This window comes from Fontibacillus forbon (genome assembly GCF_046559655.1).
Taxonomy (GTDB): domain Bacteria; phylum Bacillota; class Bacilli; order Paenibacillales; family Paenibacillaceae; genus Fontibacillus.
On record NZ_JBKGFV010000002.1, the window covers coordinates 661,502 to 683,159 of the forward strand.

A 21,658-nucleotide genomic window follows, 5' to 3' on the forward strand; every position below is an offset into this window, starting at 1 on the left:
TGGATTTAGTGTTAAAGGAAATCAGGAACTGTATCGCCATCTTGATCGGAGCCGCGTGCATCGCCTCCGGATTCAACTTGTTCCTTGTTCCGCATCATTTGCTCAGCGGCGGCGTATCCGGACTTGCCATGCTGACCGGTTACTTTTCACCGTTAAGCATCAATACCATGTATTTGGCTTATAATGCACCGATCCTGATTGCCGGCTGGTTTTTGCTCGGCCGACGTTTTGTCGGATTAAGCATGCTTTCCGTTATCGCGGTGACATGGCTTATGGCACTCGTCCCGGAACGGCCGTTGGCCTCCGATACGCTGCTGTCGGCGGTTTTCGGCGGCGTACTCGTGGGCATCGGAAGCGGTCTCTCTTTTCGCGTAGGCGGATCTTCCGGCGGGTTCGATATCATCGGTTCGATCGTGACGCGCTATCGGGATTTTCCGATCGGAAATATCCTCGTCGGGATGAACGGGTTGGTTATATTGGCGATGGGCTATCTGGATGGAAACTGGAATCTTGCGCTGGCCTCCATGGTATCGATCTATCTGGCGGGCAAAGTGCTGGATTTTATCCATATCAATCACCTCAAAGTAACTTTGTTCATCATTACCGACCGGACGGACGAACTGCTTGAACGACTTCTTTGCCGTCCCCGCGGCGTGACGCTGATCAAGACGCAGGGCGCTTTCTCCCATAAGGAAAAAGATATGCTCATGACCGTAACCACCCGCTATGAACTTACGGAACTGAAGGATATCATCAAGTCCACCGATCCCGCGGCTTTCGTGAATATTGTGGAGACGGTCGGCGTGATGGGCTCGTTCCGCAGGCGCTGATCTTGTAGACGCGCGTTCGTCGGCCGTTCCATTTACGTTACTTTGTGGTATAATACTAACAAGCGGTTCCTTCAACAACTTTATAGTTATCAGCTTTACCTTTATTTCACAGGCTGTAATGCTTTTCCGAAGTAGGAATGATTCCGGTAACGAATGATTCTTGTAGGAAAGGGTGATGGATGTGGAAACGGAAACGGTAAAACTGGAGCAAATTGTCATGAAGTGGTTCCCGGATATGTTGCCTTTTTTGAATCAAAAGGAACTTAACTCCATGATCATCCTTCGCGATGGTCTGACAATTCTGGAACCGGAAGATGCGTTGGAAATTATCCAGCTCAGCATCTGCGAGCATCAAAATAGTCACTTCCTTCATTAAATAAGCTGTTCGTCAACATGACCGTTTCTTCTGCAAAAGCGGAAGAGGCGGTTTTTTTCTGAAATGAATCTACCGGATATTCTCTCAAAAATAAATAGGTTTAAGAAAGCGCTAATACGTTTAAAAAAACAAAAGCATCGATCTACATATCAATGGTGACAAAGATGTTCTTTCTGGAAATCTGACATCAGATATAATCAAAGCGAGCGCAAACAAGGGAGAGGAATATCATGAACATCCTATGGACACTTTTACTTCTGGCCTTGGGTACAGGCAGTGGGGAAACGCCGGCCGATCACGCCGACAGCGGAAGATTACCGGCCATCTTGCAATCTACCTATCAAACTTTCACGGCAAATATCGCACAGGGACGAAAAGAAGACCCTCTATCTCCGGCGGAGATGGTAAAACCGTTTCAGCAAGAAGAAGCGCCTAAAGTCAAAGGAATTTACGTCACCGCATACAGTGCGGGTGGATCGCGGCTTAACACGCTGATCGACTTGCTCGACAAGACCGAATTAAATTCCATGGTTATCGATATCAAGGATGACGCAGGGTATATCACCTACAAAACCGATAACCCCGAACTGCAGAAATTGGGCAAGCCACAACCGTTCATTTCCGATATCGACGGTTTGATGGCAAGGCTGGAAAAGCATAAAATTTATCCGATCGCCCGTGTGGTGGTGTTCAAGGATACGATTCTGGCCAAAAAGAATCCGGAGCTCTCCTTCCGGAACAGCGACGGAACGGTTTGGAGCAACGGAAAAGGCGACAGCTTCGTCAATCCGTATAGTAAAGAAGTTTGGGATTACAATATAGAGGTCGCCAAAGAAGCCGCCAAACACGGTTTTAAAGAAATTCAGTTCGATTATGTCCGTTTCCCGGAAGGCTTTGAGAAGCGGGCCGATTCTCTGAAGTATACGAAAACCGAGCAGAGCCGCAGCGACGCCGTCGCCGCTTTCGTGCAATATGCGCGCGAACAATTGGAACCCCTCGGCATCAAAGTGTCGGTCGATATTTTCGGATATGCGGCTTCGGTGCCTGCTGCCGAAGGCATCGGACAGGATTTCGTCAAGATTTCCAATCAGGTCGATATCATCTGCCCGATGATTTATCCAAGCCATTATACAACGGGCTGGTTCAATGCCAAGGATCCCGACAAAGCTCCTTACCAGACGATTAAGGGAGCCGTTACGGATACGCATAAAAAGCTCGATCCGCTTGGAGAGAACAAGCCGATTATCCGCCCTTGGATTCAGGACTTTACGGCAAGCTGGCTTGGAAAAGGCCACTACACGAAATACGGCAAACACGAAGTGGAAGAGCAAATTCGGGCGTTGAATGAAATGAAAATCGATGAATATCTGCTCTGGAACGCATCCAACCGGTATACGGAAGGCGTTGAGTATTAAGGAATAGTCATCAAACCGATATTATTCTGTTCATATTATAATAAGCTGAATTTTCCGAAGGCCCGGGCATCCGCCCGGGTCTTCGGACGGTGAAATGGAGTTTATGACATGAAAGAAACACAGACCCTGAAACAAAAGTACATTCAATTTTTGAAAATACTACTTCCAATTCTCGTCACCCAGGTGACGATGTCATTGATGACCTTTTTCGATACGATGATGTCCGGTCATGCAAGCCCTGCCGATCTGGCGGGTGCGGCGATCGGCTCCAGCATCTGGATCCCGGTGCAAACCGGACTCAGCGGAATTCTGATGGGAATTACACCGATTGTTTCCCAGTTGGTTGGGGGCGGGCAACAGAACAAAGTCGGATATCACGTCATGCAGGCGCTTTGGCTAGCCTTTGCCGTCAGTATTGTGGTTCTCGTTGTCGGCGGGCTGGCTATATCGCCCATGCTGGGAAGCATGCAACTTGAGCCGAAAGTCCACCACATAGCCTTCTATTTCCTGGTGTCTATTTCCACGGGAGTGCTCCCGCTTTTCGGCTATATCGTAATCAGGTCCTTTATCGACTCGCTCGGTCAAACCAGAATTTCCATGCTGATAACCCTGCTCTCCCTGCCGCTTAACGTCGGTGCGGGTTATCTGCTGATCTTCGGTAAACTCGGATTTCCCCGGCTCGGGGGCATCGGATCGGGTATTGCGACCGCATTTACTTATTGGTGCATATTCCTGTTGGCCCTGTGGATCGCGCATAAGGCCGAACCGTTTGCCGGTTATGGCATTTTCCGCAAATTCCACCGAGTTTCGTTTGCGAAGTGGAAGGAATTGATGAAGCTCGGCGTTCCGATCGGATTCGCCATCTTTTTTGAAACTGCCGTGTTCGCCGCCGTCACGCTGCTCATGAGCCGGTTCGACACCTTGACGATCGCGGCGCACCAAGCCGCGAACAATTTTGCTTCAACGCTCTACATGATTCCGCTCAGCATTTGCCTTGCGCTCACGATTCTCGTCGGATTTGAAGTCGGCGCAGGACGACAAAAGGATGCCAGACAATACGGCATCCTTGGCGTCAGCACCGCCGTTGCGCTATCCCTGCTTACAGCCATCATTCTGATGCTGTTCCGCCGGGGCGTGGCCGGGCTGTATTCCGGCGAAGAAGATGTCATTGCGCTGATTACCCACTTCCTGGTGTATGCCATCTTCTTTCAAATATCCGATGCCATCGCCACGCCGATTCAAGGCGTGCTGCGTGGTTACAAGGATGTCAATCCGGGATTCTGGATTTCCCTGCTGGCTTATTGGATCATAGGACTGCCACTGGGGTATGTTCTGGCCAATTTCACCGATCAGGGCCCCTACGGTTACTGGATCGGATTGATCACCGGGCTCGGCGTAGCGGCAATTCTGCTGTTGCGGCGTCTGTTCGTCATTCAAAAGCGGATGGAACGCGGCGGGCAAGTAGAGGTTGGCAAATCACAAACGTAAACAAAAAAAGGGCTGGCCTTAGTCATTCATCAGCAATGTGATGACTTTCGGGCCAGCCCTTACTTGTTCATATAAAGAATTAGCTGTAAAACCTGCAGTTAATTCAAGCTTATGTGAGCCTTGGCGTACAATTAACTGTAAAACCTACAGCAAATTGCACGCTTTTTCGGCTAGAGGGACCAGAACAGTTGAAATAACTGTAGTTTTTACAGCTATTCGGTCCCAAACTTGAAATACTAAAGATTTAACTGGAGGAAATCCAGTTAAACCGATTCCAATCTTGTCTTGCTTCTTATTGCGACAAACGCGAAGCGAGTTCATACAAATCCATATCGAACTCTTTCTTGGTGGCTACAACCTTCTCGATGTCGGTCAGAATCATTTCTCCGCCGATCATACCGCAAGCCTTGTTTGATTCGCCCGCGATCAGGCTGCGTACGGCAAAGTCGCCCAGACGGCTTGCCAGGTTGCGGTCAAACGGCGTTGGCGATCCGCCGCGTTGAATATGTCCAAGCACGGTAGCGCGCGGTTCAAGCGATGGTTGACGTTTCTTGATAGCTTCAACCACTTCCTCGCCCTTGCCTACGCCTTCGGCTACGATGACGATACTGTGTCTCTTGCCGTTGTCGAAGTTTTGTCTCATCCGGTCTGCCACTTCGTTCAAATCGAACGGCACTTCCGGAACCAGAATCGTTTCCGCTCCGGCAGCAAGACCCGCATGAAGCGCAATATCACCGGCATGGCGGCCCATCACCTCAACGACAGACGCGCGTTCATGGGAAGACATCGTATCCCGCAGTTTGTTGACTGCGTCCACCACAATGCCGACAGCCGTATCGAAGCCGATCGTATAATCCGTAAACGAAATGTCGTTATCGATCGTTCCCGGCAGCCCCATCGTTTTGATGCCCAATTTGCTCAGCTTCTCGGCCCCTTGATAGGAACCGTCCCCGCCGATTACGACCAGCCCGTCGATGCCGCGGTCACGCAAAATTTGCGCACCCTTTTGCTGGCCTTCCGGAGTCTTGAACTCCAGGCAGCGTGCCGATTGAAGAATCGTCCCGCCGCGTTGGATGATATCGCCTACGCTGCGGATATCCATGGAGAAAATATCGTTATTAAGCAGTCCTTGGTACCCCCGCTGGATACCGTATACTTCCAGGCCGTAAAACAAGCCGCTGCGCACAACGGCGCGTACTGCCGCGTTCATGCCTTGCGAATCTCCACCACTGGTAAGAACTGCGATTTTTTTAACTGCTGACATGATGATTCCTCCTAAATGTTATTAAAGATGTTTGCGGATCCAACGGCTATTTACAAAAAAGAACAACCGCATCAACGGGCTTCGCTTCATCAAGCGCCGTGAAACATCACGAATCTCCTGCTGTTCGCTCACCTTCGGATCCGACAAATAAAGCGCAAGCAATCCTTCGATGATCATTCTGTGGAACGAGGATGCAGGGAGCCGCTTAATATCCTGACGAGCTCCTCCTACAATGAAGGCGATACGGTTTAGCATCGTTTCCTTATTTTCGTAATAGCTGCAGAAATTCAAATCCCCGCCCACTTCATCCTCCGCCTGATCGATCAAGTAATCAAGCATAATATGTAGTCCGCAAACATGCGGGAAATAGGCGTTATGGATAATTTCCGCACTATTGTCGTCCAATTCGGGATTGCTGGCCGCCAGGAATAACATAAACACTCCCAGCGTGGAGCCCGTTGCTGCGGCAAATTCGTTCCAACGCAGTTGCGGGGTACGTTCCTTGTGCTGTTCCCACCAGGCTAGCAACGCCTGCTCACGAAGTTTCGGATCGATATGCTTGTACACCTGAAGATCAGTATACAGCCCCACCAAATCCAGAATAAACGGCTTAACCACGCGATAGGCAGGAAGCTTGTCGATGTTGTCCCGGCAAGTCTGCACCAAATGGTGGAGATATCCGCCATCATCATCTTCATCGCGCAACGCGTAATAGTCCCGGATGTCGCTGCAAGGATTGACCGCGTCCAGCATACTCCGGTGCAACAGGCGGAAATCCCGTTCGTCCATGGAAGTACTCCGGTCGCACAGGTTGTCCAAATAGTCGCTGATCGTCTGAAAAGCCACAATTAATGGGATGAGTACATCGCGCTTTGCTAAATTGGCGGCGGCATACACCGAACCGCCCTGGCAGTGAAATTCTTTTGCCTCGATGCTGGCAAGCGCCTGTTTTCTAAGCTCAGGGTCAGGGATTGCTGCCGCTTCCTGTCTCCAGCCGTCCAATTCCTTCCGGACATCAGGCAGAATGAACTTATAGACGCGGCTCATTAATCTGATCGGCTCTCTGGGAAACTGGTTTCGGCTTTGCTCAAGTTCAATCAATGGCCTGCCTCCGCTACGTTGTTAAAAATCGCATTATTAAAAAATCATTCTATATTATAATATGATCCAACTTTTTGCACAAATAAACAAAATCACAAGTGTCTTTTGACGGGAACCGAGTCTTCGTCCTGGCTGATGCGGTACCAAATGTGCAGATCATTAATCCGGCTGGCCAATTCCGCGATTTCGCCATTTAGATCGCAGCTGGCTTCAAAGTCGTCCTCTTCATGCATCTCCTGCAACTTCCGCTCGATTTCCCGTTCCAGTTTTTTCACTTTGGTAGGGATGCGGCCGCGGGTATCCTCCCAGGTTTCGATCATGGCCAGCCGTTCGTTGAGATGGTAGTCCTCAAAAGGTTGTTCCAGATGCGGAACATGAATATCCAGTCTTTCGTCGTAAACAAAGTACGAATGGTTCATTCTCAAAATGCCTCCAGCTATAAAGATTTACCGACAAAAGTGTCAGCACAACTACATGTATTGCTCAACAATCCTCCTGCCTCATATTATACACAGAAGCTGCGCAGTTTCTGAACTCTTTTTCCAAGGACTATGCTATACTTAACGTTATCTATCGGTAGGGCTTGCTTACCGCGAATACCACCTTCGGAACGGAGTCTGCGAAATCGTATGAAGCCTACTTCATCGGCCCGGCCTGAGCTTCCTTGGCTACGGGCTTTTACTTTTACCATATTCGGTACCAGCGTTCTTGTTTCTTCCTACTTCCCGCTTTTTTATGCCGGACTTGGCTTTTCCAGCAGCCAGATCGGGCTTCTTTATGCGCTCGGACCGATGATCTCCCTGGTTGCGAACCTCTTGTGGAGCGTAGCCAGCGACAAATACAGAACGATCAAAAAGATCATGCTCATCCTGTTGATCGGACAGATGATCATGAGTGCCGTGTTATCCGTATCCACCCAATTTTCGGTCATCATACTGGTGATCACGATCTTTTATTTTTTCTTTTACCCGGTATTTCCGTTGTCGGACACGATTGCCATCAATGCTGCCAAACGGCATAACAAGAACTTTATCACCGTGCGGATCTTCGGCTCGATCGGCTATGCGTTTTTCGCCCTATTCATAGGCTATATCCTCTCTATGATCGGTTCTTCGCGGACGATGTGGGTAACGATCGGAATCGCAGCCATCGCGCTGGTAATTACCCTGTTCATCAAAGATCAGGACAGCCCGGTTGCCAAAATGGACATGTCGGGGATCTGGGGGATTTTGAAGCAAAAAGAGCTGCTCTGGTTTTTCTGCTGCGTCTTCTGCCTGGCGATTGCCGTACGGATGAACGATGCCTTCTTGACCGTCACGTTGAACGACCTTGGCGCCAGCGAAAACATCATCGGTTGGGCACAACTCGCCTCCTCGATGTCGGAAATTCCGATCTTTCTTCTACTAAGTCTGTATGGAGAAAAAATCAAGGAACTTCCGCTGCTCGTCTTCGCCAGCCTGATGTTCGCCACCCGGTTCCTGTTGGTCGGCATCGCGGATTCGGCCGGCACAATCGTCGCGATTCAACTGCTGCACAGCGTTTCGTTCGGCGTGTTCTACGTCACCTCCATCCGGATGCTGACACGACTAATTCCGGACCATTACCGGGCAACGGGCATGGCCCTGTACACCATCGTCTGGTCGAGCGCCTCCGGCCTGCTCAGCGGCACGTTCGGCGGCGTCGTCTTCGAACAGTTCGGCCGCCATAACTTCTACCTCGTCGCCATGTCCTTCGCGCTCGTGGCCTGCCTTGGCTTTGCCAGCCGGTATTTCTACCCGGGACCGCGGTTACGGAGAACCCGTGGCGGAAGGGCTCAGCTGACTGCCGCACAAGCGGTTTCCTCCGTTTCTGCTGAGGAAGAGAGCGTGGGGAAGTAATTTGCTCCTGGCGGGCTGAGGCGGGTTATTGCGGCGGGCATTTGGAGGGCGGGTACTAAAGCGGGTAATGCGGCGGTTACTGCAACGGTTAATGCAGCGGCTAATGGGCGGTTACTACTGCTGCTAACTTGCCCAATCCGGCATGCATATCCCAAATTCTTACGGACACCACAGCCCTTAAGTGTCCGTATTTTACAGGTTTTCGTTTCTAACGGACACAGCGGCCGCTAGTTCGCAGAATTATAGGTGAAATTAGCTCATACCCTCCATATAAGGGCTCTGGTGTCCGTTAGATTTTATAATACTCGAAAAAGCAGACAATAACGGCTTCCATGTCCGTAGGGCTATCGGTTAAGTCAGGAAACGAATATAGGAGAGGCCACCCAAATCATCACAAATGATTGGGGCTTGCCTCTCCTTATTCATCTTATTCTCCGCTAAACCTCTTCATCCGACGCCTTCAGAATCAGTGCTCCGTACTGCGGTAATTCAACGGTGTGCTCCACCATTTCCCCGGAAATCATGTCGCGATAGCTTCGATCCAAGTCCACAACTTGCGATTCCTCGGTAAAATTCATCACGAAGATATAGTCGGTTTCTCCATCGGTTCTTGCCTGCACGGAAATTCCCTTTGGATATTTGAAGCAGTGAACCGGCGAGATCCCGAGCTCCTTTACCAGTTCACGGTAGAATGAATCCTGGAATCGGGACTCATTACGGGAAGCGATATAAAACGCTCGTCCCTGTTCACATCGGTTCATCGTGACGGCAGGGTGTCCCTCATAAAAGTCAGAGTCAAAACGCGCCAACACTTCGGCGGAATCGGCATGGATCAGTTCGCAATAATCACGGGCTTCATAGCGCATTCCGCCTGAAGTCGTGAATTCCCTGACTTCCTGCGGATACAGGTTATCCGATTCCTCAGACCAGATGCCGAGCACGGATTTTAGAGGTCCGGGAAACCCTTCCGCAAATGCAAGGTCTGTCTGATCGACGATCCCGCTCAGATACGTGGTCACGAAAGTGCCGCCTTGTCCGACATATTGTTCGACCTTTTCGCCGAATCCGTCGCGTATCATGTAAAGCATCGGCGCAATGACCAGCTTATATGAATCCAGCGGCTTATCCGGGGTTATTACATCAACGGATATGCCCGCTTCCCAGAAAAACCGGTAATGTTCCTGGCAGGTTTCCGCATACTTTTTGCTGTCCCGGCCGAAGCCCTGGGCATCATTCAAAGCCCATTCCGTCTCCCAATCGAACAGGATCGCCACCTCCGCCTTGACGGAAGTACCGGCAACCTCTGGCAGTTTCTCCAGCATACGCCCTACATCGGCGACATCGGCAAACACCCGGGTATGCTCATGACCGACATGGTCCACTACGGCCCCATGGAATTTCTCCGATGACCCCCTGCTCTTCCGCCATTGAAAATACAAAATGGAATCCGCGCCATGGGCGATCGATTGAACGGAAGAGAGCCTGTGCATCCCTGCCCGCTTCGCCTTATTGATCTCGTGCCAGTTTACCTGGCTTGGCGTGCTTTCCATGATCAAAAACGGCTGTCCGTCCTTCAAAGACCGGTATAGATCATTCACGAAGGCTACATTCATGGCGAGCGAAGCCGTGGATTCCCAATCGTTGTGCCAAGCAGGGTAACAATCCCAGCTAACCACATCCACCACTTTGGCGAATTTCTCGTAATTGAGTCCCATATCGGGCTTCATATGAGGGTAACTACCCATAAAGTTCGTAGTGACTCCAAGATCCGGCGTAATTTCCCGTAGCGGCAAAATCTCGTTCTTATAGAAATCGATCGTTTGATGCGTAACGAATCTTTTCCAATCCAAATTCAGTCCGTGAACCTGGTTTTCGCCATGCGGCGCCGGCGATTCGATCTGGCTCCAGTCGGTAAACGTATGACTCCAGAATCCCGTCCACCAGGCATGGTTTAACTTCTTCAAGTCATGATCATATTTCATCTTCAACCAGTTTCGGAACGCTTCCTGGCAAAGTTCGCAATGGCATTCCCCGCCATATTCGTTGGAAACATGCCAGAGAATCAGAGCCGGATGATTTTTATATCTTTCAGCCAGCACCGTGTTTAATTTCCGCGTTTTTTCTCGATAAACTGGCGAGGTATAGCAGTGATTATGCCTTTGTCCATGGAGATTTCTCACCCGGCCCGGGCTTACCCGCAATACTTCCGGATATTTCTCGCTTAGCCATGCCGGCCGCGCTCCGCTTGGGGTCGCCAATATGGCGTGACCTCCCTGCGCTTCGATCCGGTCCATGATCTCGTCCAGCCATTCGAAGGCGTATACGTCCTCCTCAGGCTCGATGGCGCTCCAACCGAAAATATTGATGGAGAAAGTATTGGCATGGGCCAATTTCATCAAGCGAAAATCTTCATCTATAACATGAGGGGTATTAAGCCATTGATCCGGGTTATAATCGCCTCCATGCAGCATCCCCTTCACGCGGGGGTGAACCGTCTTCCACCTTCTAGTCATGTTGAACTAACTCCTTACTTGGTTGTACTGGATTTGAACACATTCAAAGAGTCCAGGGCGTTGCCGTCAAAATCAAATAAGGCCTGATTGGACCAATGATTGCCCATATTGCCCATGTCGTTTCCGTACTTCATGCCGGCGTAGCTCGCCCAGCTTGTTTCTGGCACGGGTAACCATGCCGGTTCCCAATACACGATTCCAAGTCCGTGCCCGTCTGATACTCGCTTCACCGTTTCCATCAGATCTTGAAGAAACGCCGCTTGTCCTTCCACGGTCGGAGGATACCCGCCCGTTTCGGCTAGCTCCGCCGAGAAAATGCATTCTCCGCCCGGAGGCTTTTCCGCAGTAAAACCATAGGACGTCTCAACCACAAGCACGTCTTTGTTGTACCGCGAGACTATATCTTCCATATTCAAACGCAAATCTTCCAAAGTTCCGTGCCAGAACGGATAGTAGGATAAGCCGATAATGTCGTAGTCCACTTCGCGCGCGGCGATTTCGTCGAACCAGCCCCTGTAGAGATCGTTGGCTCCGCCAAAATCCAGGTGCAGAATCACTTTCCCCGCCGGTGCCGGCAGGGTTTCTCTGGTCGCGGACACGCCAGCCTTCAGCAACCGGGCAAGACGATCAAAACTGTCCTTCTTTTCCGCAGGATCCATATCCGTAAACTTCCGCTCTTCAAAAAGATACGACGGTGTCTTCCCGTCCGGCCACAGCATTCCGTTCGTAATCTCATTTCCGATTTGTACGAATTCCGGAATGACATCGTGCTTTTTACACAGCTCCAGCGTTTCCTTCGTATACTTATAAACCTCATCCTCAAGTTGTTTTCCGCTTAGTTCCCGCCAAGCCTTCGGCTTGTATTGCTTTTTGGGGTCTGCCCAAAAATCGCTGTAATGAAAATCGAGCATAAATTTCAATCCGTGCCGTTTAGCCCGTTTAGCCAATTCGATCGTCATTGGCAAATCATTGGTACCTCCCAAATAGGGCTGTTTATCCTCATCAAAGGGATCGACCCACAAACGCAACCGGACCGTATTCATTCCCTTTATACTCAAAATTTCAAACAGATCCTTTTCCTGACCATCCAGAAAAAATACGCCGCCGTTATCTTCGACTTCCTTCACCGTCGAGATGTCGGCACCTTTCATGAAAAATTGACCCATTCTCCCACTCCTCACCTTTTCTATCCTTTATCTCCGCCGGCCGTTAAACCATCGATCAGGTATTTCTGCAAAACGATATACAAGACGGCAATCGGAATGGCCACCAGCACCGCACCTGCCGCAAACAGCGTAAATTCGTTTCTCGTTTCGTCATTGATCATGGAAAACAACCCGATGGCGACCGTCTTTTTCTCTTCACTGGAAATCAGCAATTTAGGCAGAATAAAATCCATCCATGGAGCCGCAAACTGGGTAACGGCCACAAAGGCCAGCATCGGACTTGCCAAAGGCAAAATAATCCTTACGAAAATTTGCGTACGCGAGGCTCCGTCAATCAATGCCGCTTCATCAAAGCTTGCCGGCAAGTCGTCCAGATACCCTTTTAAAAGCCACAAATTATAAGGCAACGCCGCTGCAACCCCGACCACGATTAATCCTGTCAGGCTGTTTAGCAGGCCAAAATTCAAAAACAGCATGTACACCGCGATCGCGGTCAAAAAAGTTGGGAACATTTGCAGGATCAATATGGTGAGCAGACCCGCTTTTTTCCCTTTAAACTTAAATCGGGAGAAGGCGTACGCACCCAGCGTTGCGATCAACACTCCGCAAATCATGTTCGCCACGGCGACTTTCAAAGTATTCATATACCAGACGGGAAAATTCGTATGTGTCAGCAGATCCCGGTAGTTCTGCAATGTTGCGTTTTCCGGTATGGCCGAAGCATTGGCCAGCCCTTTGGAGGCACCGAATGAGGATCCGATAATCCAAACCACCGGATAAATAATAAGCAGCGCCATAACGATGAGCTCTATATAAATCAGCACCGTTTTCCATTTCCCCGTATGGCTGTTCCGTTTGTTGTTCATACCATCATAGCTCCTCGAAGGTTTTCGATTTCCTCAGATTCCACAAAGAGAACGTTCCGACAATGAAAAAGACGATAATAGACATGACGGCCCCCATATTGTAAAGCCTGTTATCCAGCGTCAATTTGTAAAGCCATGTAATCAACAAATCCGTGCTGCCGGCAAAATTATAATCGGGATTGGAAGGCCCGCCACCGGTCAGGAAGTAAATGACCCCGAAATTGTTGAAATTGCTCACGAATGACATCGTCAATAATGGAGCGGTCGCTTTGTAAACGATCGGAAACGTGATTTTCCAGAACATCTGACCGGATGTCGCTCCGTCAATTCGGGCGGCTTCATAATAACTGTCCGAAATGTTCGTGAGCGTCCCGCCGATCAAGGCCATAAAATAAGGAAAACCTAACCAGAGGTTGATCACCAGGGCCAATATCCGGGCAAGCGTCGTATTATTGGGATCCGTGAACCAGAATATTTTTTCGGAGGTCAGTCCGATATCGACCAGAAACTGGCTGATCGGACCGAACTGTCCGTTAAACATCGATTTGAATACCAGCGCGGAAACCATGCCGGGAATCGCCCAAGGAAGAATATAGATGCTTCGCCACAGCTTTTTGAATTTCACCCGCGGGTTGTTAATAATGACCGCCTGGAAGAATCCCAGGAAATAAGTAGATACCGTTGCGAGAAGGCCCCAGACGATCGTCCAGGTCAATACGCCCAGAAAAGTATGCATCCAGGAAAACACCTGAGTGACGGTGATAAAATTGTCCAGCCCGACCCAATGAATCAGCTTCGTGGGCGGGATATTATTGCGGCTATAATCCGTAAAGGCGATCAATACGCCAAAGACGATCGGAAGGAGGCTGACAAACAACAGCAACACAATGGAAGGAGACAGTACGATGTACGCATACATCGACTCCCAGAGCTTTTTAAAGTACTCGGTCGATTTCTCCCAAACTCCGCTTTCATTGATACTTTTTCTTACCTTTGCGGCATCCCGGATATTCCAGACATAAAAGAACATGAGAATGGCAAAGAACATGATCGCGATGATTCCGTTGACCATCAGCACGATGGAATGGTCGCCTGCGGTCAATCCGGTGATCCCCATCTTTCGGGGCTGGGTGCCCAATGTAATGAGCCCCCAAACCCCTTTCAGAAAGAAACCGCCATTCTCACGAAAGCGAAAACCATGCTCCATTGAGCCGTAATTTCCTGTTCCTATTTCAAGTGCAATGCTACCCACAAACATACAGAAGAAAATAAAACCTTTAAGAAACTGTCTGTTTATGGCTTGTCCCGCTCCCCAAATTACAGAGGAGAAGATACCAACAACCCAATGAGGCATGCCTCGTTCTGCCTTATCGTTCACTTCTCCACACCCTTATCCCGTGAAGGCTTATTTGCGAATTACTCCACCAGAGCCTTCAGTTCCGAATATTCTTTAGTAGCCTTTTGCTGTGCCTGTTCGACGTCCAGAAGGTTATCCCATACGTTTACCACCAGCGAGTCGCCCGACGAGTACAGGTACTCCGGCAGCTGCGGCATCAGGTCAGCGTTCTCCGATTGTGCGATAATTCCGGTAATATGTTCATTGCCTGAAATTCCTTCTACTTTATTGATATTCTCTTCGTTCAGAGCCGGGATAGCTCCGATGGATTGGTGCAGGGCAGCAGCGCCTTCGTCCGAAGCCATAAAATTCAAAAATACTCTTGCTGCCGCAGGATATTTCGTGTAACCGGATACCGCAGCTACGGTAATTCCGGAGAAGGAGGAAGCTTCTTCGCCGGCGGCTGCTTTCGGAAGCTTCGTTACCCCGTATTCGAACCCGTTTTCCGAGGCGGCTTTATCAAAATCTCCAAATACCCATGGTCCTGTGACAACGTATGGCGTCTTGCCTTTCACGAATTCATTCTCGATCGAATCGTAAGAAGCATCCGCAGAGTTGACGTTCCAAATGCTTCTTAAGCCTTTGTAATACTCCAAGCCCTCTTTCAGTTTTGGAGACTCGAAATTCGGGTTATTCAAATCACCGTCTTCGTAGAGGTGCCAGCCCATGGAGGACAGTACCGGATAAGCATAATAGATTTGACCCGCCATAAAACGGATGGTCCACTGGTTTTTTGCCGGATCGTTATAGGTTTTGGCCAGTTCCGAAATTTCTTCCCAAGTAGTCGCAGGCTCTTCACTCCCGGTCAATTCCTTGAGCAGAGTTTTGTTATAGAAAAGAGCGATCGACTCAGTGGAAATAGGAACTCCGTACATTTGGCCGTCTCTGCTTACTACATTGATAAAAGACTCGGAAATTCGTTCTTTCAGCTGAGATTCGTAATTCCCGATTGGAGCTGCTGTTGCATTATCTATAGCACTGCCAAACTCATCATGATTCGTCATAAACACATCGGCGCCCTTACCGGCTTCTCCGTCCAGCGCCATTCTCTCCACGCTTTCGACCTTCGGAACGATTTCGTACTCGATGTTTACGTCGGGATATTTCTTGGCAAACGCTTCTTGCAGGGCTTTACCGTAATCTTCATACTCCACCCATATTTTCAATGGAACTTGTCCGGACGCAATCGGCTCTTCCATGACGTATTCGTTACTTTCTGCATTCCACTCGATTCCCTCGCTTTCTCCGGTATTCGCGGCGTTGCCGGATCCGTTTCCGGAGCCGTTACCGCAACCGGCTAACGCAATCGAGCCTGCAAGCAACAACGATAAACTCAATAATCCCAACCTTTTCATCTCTTTGCCCCCTGTGTACATATTATGATTATGATCAGATAACGCTTACAGCAATTAATACTAGCATCATTTTAGTAAAACATCAACGATATTTAGATAAAATATTTAAGTTAAATTAGTAAAACTTATCTTTCATTATTTCCCTTTTCCGGACAAACAAAAAGAGCAGTAAATGAAACATTACCGCTCTTCTCTCCCTTAAATCGTGCTTTTTCTGACGATCAATTCGGCATTCAGATAAATGGTCTTAACTAAAGTTCTCTTGGCGATGACACGTTCCATTAGCAGCGATATCGCATCCTTGCATAATTCGTACGTATCGATATGAAAAGTAGTTAGCGGCGGAGAAACGTACTTCGCCACGCTGACATTGTTCATGCTTAAGATGCTCACCCTGGCCGGAATCGAGATTTCCTTCTCGTTCAAGGCTTGCAGGCAGCCAACGGCAATCGGATCCGCGGCCACGAAAAAGGCTGTCGGCAGGTTTGGTCCTAAGCCGTCTATAGCGCGAAGCATCAGCTCATATCCGTCATTGACCGAGAAATGTTTGCCTGTAAAAATATATTCCTCATTCAACAGATTCAGCTTGTCCATATAGTCCCGAAAAGATTCTTCCCGAACGTCCATCTTCTCGTATTTGGTATCGGGATCGATATCGATTCCGCCGACAAAACCGATATTACGGTGTCCTTTCGAGAGGTGAAAATCAATGGCCTTTCTGGTAATCCACCGCAAATCAGGCTTGACGGCATCATAATGATCTGGGTCCGGTACGCTATCGATAAAGACGCCATTGGGAGTCAGGGTATGCAAGTAATCCAGCTCTTTGGTGGAAAACCGTCCGACGGCGATAAACCCTTCGATATCCGGGTGGATCGCCTGAATTCCGTCCGAGATTTTATAAGTGGTGATTTCGATATTCCGCTCCGCGGCTTGATTCTCGATTTCAAGACGTATCGTTTTATAGTAAACATCCTCGAGCTCTTCCTTCTCGGAAAACCAGTAAAGAAACGCTACATTTTTGATACTCGGCTGAACGGTTTTCTTCCGATACCCGATCTGGTCCGCGATTTCAAAAATCCGCTCCCTCGTCTTTTCCGTAACCGATAGCTTGGGATCATTATTCAGCACTCTCGACACCGTCGCTATGGATACATTGGCTTTTTCCGCAATTTGTTTAATCGTAGCCACGCTATCCCTCCTAGTTCACGATTTCCATATTACACTATTTTACTTATCAAGTAAATGAAATAGTAAAAGTTTTACTTACATCTAGAATAATTACTTCGGCCTTTCCTCCGGCATCTGCCAAATCGCCGATTAAATTGGCCTCAGCCTCATTCATCCCGCCATAACCTTTTCATTTTCAAGGATATCACCGAGTTTGGAAGCCGGAATTCTTCGTTTTCTTGGCTCCACCCAGCTCGATCTTGGCCGTCTGGACGCAATTTACGGCTAACGGACATAAGGGACCTTAAATGAGCTGATTTCGCAGTTTTGTCATTCTAACGGACACTGGAGACGCTAACGGACAGATTTCTGGTCGAAAGGGAGCCATCGAAGGCTTTTAACGGCTCTGGTGTCCGTTAGATTTTGGGGATCCCCGTTTCGGTGAATTTAACGTCTCTCATGTCCGTTAAATTCAAAAGCCCCTCTGAGAAACTAACTCTCAGAGGGGCTTCGTAATTTCAGAGGATCAAGATTTAAGTCAAATCCGTCTCAAGCTAAGCATGAAAATGTACCAGCTAAATCCGCCCGTAAGCCCTTAGCGTCTTTAAGTTCTCTACGGTCAGCCAGCCCCGCCATTCCTGGTGCCCGGCGGTGCTGACGGCAGGGAAGGGAATGTCCCATCCGCCGTCTTCCTGCTGGTTGCCGGTCATCCAGTCGAGATGCCGATCAAGTTCTTCGGGCGTAATCAAGCGGGAGGCATAAGAACCGGGCGCCGGTGCATATTCAAGCACCTTGTGCACGTAGCCTTCGGCGTGAGGATTCTTTTCGATCCCGTTCGGTCCCGCCAGCCAATCATCGAGCACGGCCTTATACTTGGCGGCCCTTGGATCAGTCTCCAACGCCGCACTACCCAGGAAGGACATCCATTGTGCCGCATCATGATAATCGCCGGGGAGGGATTTCTCGAAACAATCCCATAAGAAGGTAACATTCTTCGCGAACCAATCCTCGTTAAAAAAGTCTTGTCGCATTTGTTGTCTAAACAGCATTCCGATAATGCTTCCCGTAGGGTTGAGTGAGGGAACGCCGTCCTGCTCCGTGGTCCACCATGGGGCATGGGGATAATCGTTCACCACGGTCGTAGCTCTGGGAAATCCGCCATTATCAAGCGTGATTCCTTTCAGATAAGAAAGAACTCCATCCAGTAAGTCGCTATCCCAGCCATCGACTTCCTTGATGACCATTAAAGCCGTCTCTGTCGTGACAGGCTGGCTCTGCGGACAGCGCATGTCCGGTTCTAACGCATTCCCGAAGCCGCCGTCGGCATTCTGATAAGGGCGCAGCGCATTCAGCACCTGCTCTTTGTTGCCATCCTCAAAATGATAGCTAAACCGCATCCGATCCAGCAGCCTCGCACTGCTATATATAAACTTACGGCCTTGTTCAAGTACTTCAGATTGTTTCTGAGTAGTCGTCATATCCCTGCACCTCTTTCATTTTTCAAAGTGGCAATCCGTTGTATTTCAATATGGCATGATGCTTCGAATCACAAACTTCCCTTACAGCAGAAATGGCTTCATCGCGGCGCGCTGCGGCTTCTTCTTCAGGCAAATCCAGAACGATGTCCTCGATATCGTAATCCCGAAACCCCCAATGACCGATTACCGCACCTTGAAACATGCCGTCCACCAACAAGTATTGCAGCACTTCCCGGCCTTCGTACCGCTTCTTAAGCTCATCCAACTCGGCGCGGACCAGAAAATCCGACTTATCCAGTACCCAGATCTTTTTCGGAACAGACGCGGCGTCACTTTCTCCAACAGATGAGTCCTCCAAAACAGGATCCCCCTCGCACATCACGCCCGGGCCCCATCCGTTCACTTCGGCTCTTTTGAGCTTGCCTTGCCCCACCAGCCCTTTCACAAGGCTTGCGATCTGCTTGCCGGTCCAACCGCTCCAGCTTTTTATTTGTGACTCCGTAGCAAATACCATCGCTTGCGTAAATCGCAGGACAACTTCTTCCATGGCTTGTGTGCGGCTCTCGGGATCATCCGGAATCTGAAACCATTCCTCGGCAAAAACCAGCCAGCCCGTATCCCAATCGGTATCGGTTTGCTGTTCGAAAAGGATGAAGGCTTTTTGAAATTCCTCAAGCGCTTTACCGATATCTCCGGGCCGATAGGGGAGTTCCTCTTTCAACTGGTCTTTGGATAGACCGCCGGATTCATGAATCAGCGCCAGAATTTCTTGATGAATAGTTCCGAACCGGGTCATCTCCTTCCGGAACGCCGTGGCGTATAGCTTCAAATCCTCCTCCAGCACATAAGCGATACGTCCGCCTTGGAACCGGCCTTTCACCAATTTCCCTTGCTCCCGGATGGCGGACGATACCCCGAAATCGGGGTAAATCGTGCGGTGTATAAGTCGTGGAGGATCTCCCGGACGCGTAAAATGGACCGGAGACATCGGCTGCAATCTGCGGAATAATTCGATATATGCCACCTCGTCCGTGCGGTCGATTAGCGGAAACGTAAGCCCTTGTCTTTTCAACCTTTCAGCCACGGTTACGCCTTGATTCCGTTCTTGCACACTGCTTCCTCCTCATGTATCGTATCTCTCCATCAAATCCGCCGCCCGCTGCCTTAACGAGTCCCGCAGCGACCGGGGTTCAAGCACCTCGGCATCCAAACCTAGACGGAAGAAAAAAGAGATCGCCCAATTCCATTCCGAAGGCGGACAATTAAAGTCAACCTCCCACTCTTCGTCCCCCGTTTGTCTGACAAGCTGCCCGATGTCAGGATCCTGCTCCGCCTGGAGCGCTCCCCGATAAGTAAGTTTGGACCGGATCCGGATTGTCTGTTCAGGGGATCCGTTATCGTCTTCCTCCGGTTTCGGGCGGGCTGCCGCCATCGCTTCGAAGCCCGCGGCCTCCTCCGGAGCCAATTCCTCCAGTTCCTCGATTCGATCCACCCGGAACGTCCGTGTCTCCTCATGCTGATGAGAATAAGCCTTACAATACCAGAAGCCGTGCGCTGCATAGATACGAGCGGGACGTACATCCAAATAGCGCCGGTAGTTTTGTGAACGGTACAGCACATGCAGCCAGCTCCCGTCGGCCGCGTATTTCATCAGCGCATTTAAGTGCGGTGTCCGGGTACGGTGATCCGGCACTTCCAACCCGATATGTTTGAGCCACGGGGATATTTCGCCCAGCGTCTGCTCCGGCAAAGCGGAGCGGATTTTGTCCGTCACCGTCCAACGCGCCTGCCGGAACGGGCCGTCGCTGTATTTCGTCATCCCGTCCAATGACATCAGCAACGTCAGCGCCTCGTCGGAGGTAAGCTGCAGCGGAGGAAGCTTGTAGCCCTCCATAAGCCGATAGCCACCCCCCGGGCCTGGGACCGCATAAAGCGGTACGCCCATTTCCGATAAGGCCTGCATATCGCGCAGCACAGTCCGCTTGGAAACCTCCAGCTTGTCTGCCAACGACTGCGCGGTTTCCGCACGTTGCTGGAGCGCCATTACAATCGCCATCATCCGGTCCATTCGCTTCATATCTGTCCATTTCCTCCCGGTCAAATTCACCTTACCATGACATTGGTGACAACGGACTGTCACTAATTTCGAAGGCTCTCCCCATACTTTTCTCCAAATATTTTTCGATTCCTTTTGAATACCGATGAAAGCCCCTAATTATAAAGGTACCATTCCCAGCTTCACTTTACCCCGACAACGCTATACTCTTATTGGAATTTTTCCAACGAAGAGCTTGCTTCTCAATGTCATCCTCGCTTTGATTGGATGATTTCCAACGGAAATCCCAGAAAGTCATCCTCAGCCGAAAACTTCAGTATGCTCATTGGAATTAATCCAATGATGACCGATAAGGCCGGGACTTAAGAGGATTTACACTGGAAATTTTCCAATCAGGACTGGCAACTTGCACCAACTCCGCCTCCACCGCCACTTCACCCGTAATATCTTTATTCCCCGCACTTTCATCCGGAATATCAACATCCCTCGCGGCACCACCGGCACCTTCGCCACTCACTCGTAACAAATACAAAAAAACACAGCCCGGAAAGAGCTGTGTTCTTCATTATCGTGCTTGGAACCAAACTTTATAAGTGATCCGATAGATTCGGAAGTGATCTTATAATTTGATTACGTTAGCAGCTTGAGGACCACGGTTGCCGTCAGTGATTTCGAACTCAACAGCTTGGCCTTCTTCTAGAGTTTTGAAACCGTCGCCTTGAATTGCGGAGAAATGAACGAATACGTCTTCGCCGCCTTCAACTTGGATAAAGCCATAGCCTTTTTCTGCGTTAAACCATTTAACTGTACCTTTCAAATGAACAACCTCCTAAAAATAATCGTCATCATTGACGAATACCCATATTATACTCTATGCCCCAAGACAATGCAACGTGTCATTTAGGGTGAAATTTCTCCGATTTATCTCGCGGGATGCCTATTATTATTTGCTTTCCTTCAGGGGGTGAGTTATCATTTTACATAAAAATATTTCATTAAAAAGTTGTAATCCTGACGATTTAAACACGCCAAAGATCGGAGCCGTTACCATGATCAAAAAACACGAAATATACAAAAAAGACAAGTGGAATATGATGACTGTAGAGGTACAGGGAAAATACATCATCCTCCGCGAAATTTCCGACCAATGGGGCGAAGAGTCCCATACATTTCTCAGCCGTCCGGCCTTGATGCAGTGGGCGCAGAACCGTTTTCCCAAAGAGGAATACGCCGGCAAGGAAGAAGAATGGCGCGACATCATGAGCGCCTTCAAGCAGGTCTGAACCCGGTTCTGCGGAACCGGCTCA

At 49.5% G+C, this 21,658-nt stretch carries 19 protein-coding genes; 6 read left to right on the forward strand and 13 right to left on the reverse strand.

Annotated elements, in window-relative coordinates; translation table 11 throughout:
- The first annotated feature begins 8 nt into the window (after positions 1 to 8).
- The 4 genes from ACLB09_RS10030 (at position 9) to ACLB09_RS10045 (ending at position 4,109) form a co-directional block, all read left to right on the forward strand.
- The gene (locus ACLB09_RS10030) at positions 9 to 830 is read left to right on the forward strand and encodes a YitT family protein (protein WP_410769676.1); all 822 of its coding nucleotides are present in this window, start codon (positions 9 to 11) and stop codon (positions 828 to 830) included.
- Between the two features lie 175 nt (positions 831 to 1,005).
- Complete coding sequence (locus ACLB09_RS10035) at positions 1,006 to 1,206, forward strand: hypothetical protein (protein WP_181873087.1); 201 nt, start codon at positions 1,006 to 1,008, stop codon at positions 1,204 to 1,206.
- Positions 1,207 to 1,436: 230 nt separating this feature from the next.
- A complete protein-coding gene (locus tag ACLB09_RS10040) occupies positions 1,437 to 2,621 on the forward strand; it encodes a putative glycoside hydrolase (protein WP_410769677.1) in 1,185 nt (394 codons plus the stop codon).
- A 108-nt stretch (positions 2,622 to 2,729) separates the two neighbouring features.
- Positions 2,730 to 4,109, forward strand: coding sequence for an MATE family efflux transporter (locus tag ACLB09_RS10045; RefSeq protein WP_410769678.1), 1,380 nt, complete (start codon positions 2,730 to 2,732; stop codon positions 4,107 to 4,109).
- A gap of 292 nt (positions 4,110 to 4,401) precedes the next feature.
- Here the strand turns inward: ACLB09_RS10045 and pfkA are convergent, their stop codons facing one another.
- From pfkA to ACLB09_RS10060, 3 genes are all read right to left on the reverse strand, one after another.
- On the reverse strand, positions 4,402 to 5,373 hold the full coding sequence (gene pfkA, locus ACLB09_RS10050; protein WP_114496271.1) for a 6-phosphofructokinase: 972 nt from the start codon (positions 5,371 to 5,373) through the stop codon (positions 4,402 to 4,404).
- A 21-nt stretch (positions 5,374 to 5,394) separates the two neighbouring features.
- On the reverse strand, positions 5,395 to 6,420 hold the full coding sequence (locus tag ACLB09_RS10055) for a tetraprenyl-beta-curcumene synthase family protein (protein ID WP_410770067.1): 1,026 nt from the start codon (positions 6,418 to 6,420) through the stop codon (positions 5,395 to 5,397).
- Between the two features lie 146 nt (positions 6,421 to 6,566).
- Entirely contained in the window at positions 6,567 to 6,893 is a 327-nt protein-coding gene (locus ACLB09_RS10060) for a hypothetical protein (protein WP_410769679.1), read from the reverse strand.
- Positions 6,894 to 7,103: 210 nt separating this feature from the next.
- On the opposite strand from ACLB09_RS10060, the gene ACLB09_RS10065 reads away from it, so the two are divergent.
- Entirely contained in the window at positions 7,104 to 8,351 is a 1,248-nt protein-coding gene (locus ACLB09_RS10065) for an MFS transporter (protein WP_410769680.1), read from the forward strand.
- Between the two features lie 437 nt (positions 8,352 to 8,788).
- Here ACLB09_RS10065 and ACLB09_RS10070 read toward each other — a convergent pair whose 3' ends face one another.
- From ACLB09_RS10070 to ACLB09_RS10115, 10 genes are all read right to left on the reverse strand, one after another.
- Positions 8,789 to 10,864, reverse strand: coding sequence for a beta-galactosidase (locus tag ACLB09_RS10070; RefSeq protein WP_410769681.1), 2,076 nt, complete (start codon positions 10,862 to 10,864; stop codon positions 8,789 to 8,791).
- Positions 10,865 to 10,878: 14 nt separating this feature from the next.
- Positions 10,879 to 12,030 carry a glycoside hydrolase family 53 protein gene (locus ACLB09_RS10075; protein ID WP_410769682.1) on the reverse strand — a complete coding sequence of 384 codons (1,152 nt, stop codon included), beginning with the start codon at positions 12,028 to 12,030 and terminating at the stop codon, positions 10,879 to 10,881.
- A 20-nt stretch (positions 12,031 to 12,050) separates the two neighbouring features.
- On the reverse strand, positions 12,051 to 12,896 hold the full coding sequence (locus tag ACLB09_RS10080) for a sugar ABC transporter permease (protein WP_410769683.1): 846 nt from the start codon (positions 12,894 to 12,896) through the stop codon (positions 12,051 to 12,053).
- Between the two features lie 4 nt (positions 12,897 to 12,900).
- Complete coding sequence (locus ACLB09_RS10085) at positions 12,901 to 14,103, reverse strand: carbohydrate ABC transporter permease (RefSeq protein ID WP_410769684.1); 1,203 nt, start codon at positions 14,101 to 14,103, stop codon at positions 12,901 to 12,903.
- A gap of 209 nt (positions 14,104 to 14,312) precedes the next feature.
- The gene (locus ACLB09_RS10090) at positions 14,313 to 15,647 is read right to left on the reverse strand and encodes an extracellular solute-binding protein (RefSeq protein WP_410769685.1); all 1,335 of its coding nucleotides are present in this window, start codon (positions 15,645 to 15,647) and stop codon (positions 14,313 to 14,315) included.
- Between the two features lie 198 nt (positions 15,648 to 15,845).
- Positions 15,846 to 16,838 (reverse strand): LacI family DNA-binding transcriptional regulator, encoded by a 993-nt coding sequence (locus ACLB09_RS10095; protein ID WP_410769686.1) that lies wholly within the window; start codon positions 16,836 to 16,838, stop codon positions 15,846 to 15,848.
- A gap of 554 nt (positions 16,839 to 17,392) precedes the next feature.
- Entirely contained in the window at positions 17,393 to 18,295 is a 903-nt protein-coding gene (locus ACLB09_RS10100; RefSeq protein ID WP_410769687.1) for a prenyltransferase/squalene oxidase repeat-containing protein, read from the reverse strand.
- A gap of 22 nt (positions 18,296 to 18,317) precedes the next feature.
- Positions 18,318 to 19,406, reverse strand: a complete 1,089-nt coding sequence (locus tag ACLB09_RS10105; protein ID WP_410769688.1) for a DNA glycosylase AlkZ-like family protein — start codon at positions 19,404 to 19,406, stop codon at positions 18,318 to 18,320.
- A 12-nt stretch (positions 19,407 to 19,418) separates the two neighbouring features.
- Positions 19,419 to 20,372: a helix-turn-helix transcriptional regulator gene (locus ACLB09_RS10110; RefSeq protein WP_410769689.1), complete on the reverse strand. Its 954-nt coding sequence runs from the start codon at positions 20,370 to 20,372 to the stop codon at positions 19,419 to 19,421.
- A gap of 598 nt (positions 20,373 to 20,970) precedes the next feature.
- A complete protein-coding gene (locus ACLB09_RS10115; protein WP_018750471.1) occupies positions 20,971 to 21,168 on the reverse strand; it encodes a cold shock domain-containing protein in 198 nt (65 codons plus the stop codon).
- Between the two features lie 232 nt (positions 21,169 to 21,400).
- Here ACLB09_RS10115 and ACLB09_RS10120 point away from each other — a divergent pair, with 232 nt between their 5' ends.
- Positions 21,401 to 21,634: a hypothetical protein gene (locus ACLB09_RS10120; protein WP_410769690.1), complete on the forward strand. Its 234-nt coding sequence runs from the start codon at positions 21,401 to 21,403 to the stop codon at positions 21,632 to 21,634.
- Positions 21,635 to 21,658: the final 24 nt, after the last annotated feature.